The following is a 4,652-nucleotide window of genomic DNA, read 5'->3' as shown; positions in this document are numbered from 1 at the left end:
CTGTCGCTGTCGGTGATTCGCCGTCCGCACCATCTTTGATCACTGTTGTTGTTGTCGTGCCATCCGGATTTGTGATTGTCACTGTATGCGTGCCGTCGCCGTTGTCGACTACTGTCGCCGTTGGTGACTTACCGTCTACTCCGTCTTTGATGACTGTTGTTGTTGTCGTACCATCTGGATTTGTGATCGTCACTGTGTGCGTCCCGTCGCCGTTGTCGACTACTGTCGCTGTCGGTGATTCGCCGTCCGCACCATCTTTAATCACTGTTGTTGTTGTCGTGCCATCCGGATTCGTGATCGTCACTGTATGCGTGCCGTCGCCGTTGTCGACTACTGTCGCTGTCGGTGATTCGCCGTCCGCACCATCTTTGATCACTGTTGTTGTCGTCGTGCCGTCTGGATTTGTGATCGTCACTGTGTGTGTACCGTCTCCATTGTCGACTACTGTCGCCGTTGGTGATACACCATCTTTACCGTCTACTCCGTCAACACCGTCTTTGATGACTGTTGTTGTTGTCGTACCATCTGGATTTGTGATCGTCACTGTATGCGTGCCATCGCCGTTGTCGACTACTGTCGCCGTTGGTGATTCGCCGTCCACACCATCTTTGATGATTGTTGTAGATGTCGTGCCATCTGGATTGTTGACTGTCACTGTATGTGTACCGTCTCCATTGTCAGTTACATTTACTGTAGGTGATACACCATCTTTACCATCAGCTCCAGTTGCACCTGTCGCACCAGTATCCCCTTTTTCACCATCTTTAATGACTGTTGTTGTTATTGTACCATCTGGGTTTGTAATTGTTACTGTATGCGTGCCATCAGCATTATCTACAACTGATATTGTAGGTGACGTACCGTCAGTTCCATCGATACCGTTAGTACCATCAGGTATAAATGTTGTGTCATATGGCGTTTCACTTCTTACACCATTTGCATCGACAGTATAGAAATTAATCCATGTACCATTAACTATCGGTCCACCATCTATAGAACCTGTACCACGTTCAGATGTAGAAGTAATTGTACTAGGACTTTGTCCAGGTAATGTAGCTGTAGTTCCATCTGTATAAGTTACATTGTAAGTATTTGCAGTTGGATTATAAGTAATATCTTGTACTGCTTTTGCTAAGTTGTATTCAATAATTGCATCTTGTGGTGCATAAATAACTTGGCGTGAAACTTCAGTGAAGTATTTACTGTAAAATTCTTCATTATTAGTTGCCGTCATTGTAGATGGGTCTACGTCTGGATTCAGTTGATAAACAACTCGTTCGCGTCCATCAGCCCCTTGTTGAACTAATGAAATTGTATTTTCAGGTAAGGCAGTGTTCTCACGCACGATAATTTCATAGCTCACATCATCAATTGTTAACTCATATTCCGGAGTTACTGTTGGTGGTTGTTGAACTAAGCCTAAATCGATAGATGTATTATTAGAAGTTAAGTTTACAGTTGTTTTAATACCATTAGAATCAGTGGTACTTGCAGGATTAGTTCCAGTAGTAGTTGCTGTATAAGAACCTGGCGCAATAAATTCCACTGTGTAAGTACCTTGTGGTAAGTCATAAAAACCGTAGTTACCTGCATTATCCGTAACAGTTGTCTGGATTGTACGATTATTGGCATCTTTAAGTAATACTTGTACTCCGCCAATACCTGTCTCTCCTGCTGTTTGCAGACCATCTTTGTTCGAATCTAACCATACATAATCACCCAGGTTATATACAGGTGTAGTGGTTGGAGTTACAATTTTAGTAAATCCACTGTCTATGGTGTTATTATCAGCATCATTAATAGTTACAGATGCATAACGTCCATCTGAATCAATAACATCATTAGCACTATTGTTTGCAATTGTTGGCTCGTAACCAGTTGGCGTTACAAATTCAACAACATAATTGCCGTTTGCTACATTCGCAAAGTTATAGTTACCCGTAGAATCAGTCGTTGTACGTGCAATCTCGTTATTATTTGTATCTCTTAAGATAACTGTCGTTCCTGCAATTCCAGTCTCGCCAGTTGTTTGAACACCATCTTTATTGGCATCATCCCAAACGCGATCTCCAATATTGTAAGTTTCTTTTACTAAACCAGCATCGACCGTCGTCACGTTTGCACTATTAATAGTCACGGGCGTGATATATTTTCCATTTGTTAAAACCATATCCGAATCTACAGTATCATTTGTACCTATATTTGCGACAGTAAAATCATAACCTGTAGGCTCAACCACCTGAATTTGGTAGTTTCCGTTATTCACACCAGTGAATATATATTTTCCACTAGAGTCAGTAGTAGTAGTGGCTAGTCTTATTCCTGTAGAATCAAGTAAATTAACTGTAACCCCTGCTAAACCTGTTGCAGTCTCATTCTGTATCCCATCTCTATTAGTATCTACCCATACGGTATCGCCGATTGAATATGTCGCGGTAGAGCCAGAACCAGTTGAACTTACCGATGTAGATGAAAGATTGGCTGTATTTCCAGATGTAGACTTCGTTCCTCCATTTACTGTTGCATATGTTAAAGTTGTGTTAAAAGTAGGTGTGCCTGTAAAAGAAGCTACTTTATCTGCAGTACTCTTTATAATATATCCGGTTGTACCAATGTCTCCAAGATTGATAGTTGCTGTACCATCTGCATTAATTATTATAGGCGGATTTACTTTAGTCAGAGAGGAATAATCGGGTGAAAAACTATCTCTGAATTGTACATCATTTGTAACTTGATATACTTCAATCTGTGATGTAGAACTGAAAGTGTATCCAGTTCCTGTAAGTTTAACGCTAGTGTCGTATATTGCAGTATGAGGCTGGTTAATATAACTAGTAAATACTGCTGTATTTCCAATTTTATAGTCCAATGCATTGATAGCAAGAACATTCTTGTTACCATAATCAAATATTACATTTTGTGTCGTACTTTCCCCCGCTGTCGTAACGGTTACTGGGACCGATTGTTTATTATCTGTAACGATATCTCTTTTAGGATGTGTAAGGAGTGAATAAGAGCCTGAAACATTATTATACAAATCTACATAGTTAGTAAATGTATATTTAGCGGTATTAGTAGTGGCATCATATGAGCCAATTGCAATAGTGCTACCATTTGCATCATAAATGTTTCCTACCTTATATGGTTTATCAAATGTACTTGGATGAATATAAGTTCCAAAATCCATTGTAAAATAGTCGCCTTCTGTAACTGCATCATCGACTACATAACTAGTGTTTAACTTAAGAGATCCATCAGTTGTTATCCACACCTCATTGGCACTTTTTCCACCACCTAATATTTCATAAGTAGTTGTTGCTTTTACATAATTATTTACATTCTGCGGGGTTGTAGATCCTACCAAAGTTGCTGTAGGGGCTGCTATTGAAGTTGTTGATAATAATGTTGGTGAAGCTGTAAGCATTCTGAATTTAACAGGTGAAGTAATTGGCTCTGCTACTGCTGTTTCATTTGTAGCGATTGCAATACTTTCTTCATTAACAACAGGTTGCTCATCTACCGGTGTTGCGACTACTGTACTTGCATTTTGTTCATTTGCAATTGCTAATAACATTGCAGCCACAAGTTCATCTGAAGTTAAAGTGTCATAATCCAGATTCATTGTTTCAAGATTCGCTGCTGCTTCTTCTTGTGTGACACCTGTATTATCTACTAAGTAATCAGTCAAGACTTGTTGTTTTTGTATTTAAGTCAGCAATAGTTGCATCTACAGTTTCTGTTGTCGGTTCAACGATTGGTGTTGTTTCACTTGTTGAAGATTCGCTTGTTGTTTCTGAAGTTGGATTTTCAGTTGTTCCTTCTGTTGTTGCCGGGGCTTCCGCAGGCGCTTCTTCTGTTGTCGCCGGGGCTTCTGTCGTTGCTTTCTCTGTTGTCGCCGGGGCTTCTGTCGTTGCTTTCTCTGTTGTCGCCGGGGCTTCTGTCGTTGCTTTCTCTGTTGTCGCCGGGGCTTCTGTCGTTGCCGGGGCTTCTGTCGTTGCCGGGGCTTCTGTCGTTGCCGGGGCTTCTGTCGTTGCCGGGGCTTCCGTGGTCGCTTCTTCTGTTTTTGCCGGTGCTTCCGTCGTTGCCGGGGCTTCCGTCGTTGCCGGGGCTTCCGTCGTTGCCGGGGCTTCCGTCGTTGCCGGGGCTTCCGTCGTTGCCGGGGCTTCCGTCGTTGCCGGGGCTTCCGTGGTCGCTTCTTCTGTTGTTGCTGCAGGAGCTGCATCTGACGGATCAGAGTTTACGCCTTCTGTCTGAAGTGAAACATTATCACCTGTCTGAGCCTGAGCATCATTAGTATCTGTCAGGAATAACATAGATCCGATTAAAATCGAAGCTGTTCCTACAGTGAATCGTCTGATTGAGTATTTGTTAAGACGATTAGGGATAAAGTCTAACTTACTTACATTGAATTTCTTTTTCATTTAATATCCTCCAAATAAATCATAAATTTATTTTAACTTCTGTAACATTATACAACGAATCGATACTTATAATCTTTCAATTTATTTTGCTAAATTATGTTTTGTTAAATTTATTACATAATTATAAGTAAATTATGTATATTTTTTGCACAATTATTTTTCTCTAAATTTTTTTAAAAATATTTTCAAATAACTTAAAACTGTAATGTACCTCAGAGAAAAACTATACTT

General features: G+C 40.6%; 1 protein-coding gene and 1 pseudogene. Both read right to left on the bottom strand.

Annotated elements, in window-relative coordinates; all coding sequences use genetic code 11:
* On the bottom strand, nt 1–3,688 hold a 3,688-nt coding region (locus tag ERX37_RS11115), incomplete at its 3' end, for a collagen-flanked surface repeat-containing protein (protein ID WP_208001689.1).
* 624 nt (nt 3,689–4,312) lie between these two features.
* Nucleotides 4,313–4,421, bottom strand: a pseudogene (locus ERX37_RS11800) (YSIRK-type signal peptide-containing protein); the annotation flags it as partial.
* Nucleotides 4,422–4,652: the final 231 nt, after the last annotated feature.

It is taken from the genome of Macrococcus hajekii (assembly GCF_004359505.1).
Taxonomy (GTDB): domain Bacteria; phylum Bacillota; class Bacilli; order Staphylococcales; family Staphylococcaceae; genus Macrococcus; species Macrococcus hajekii.
Note: the sequence above shows the minus strand (reverse complement) of the source record. Positions and strands in the feature narration are given on the sequence as shown.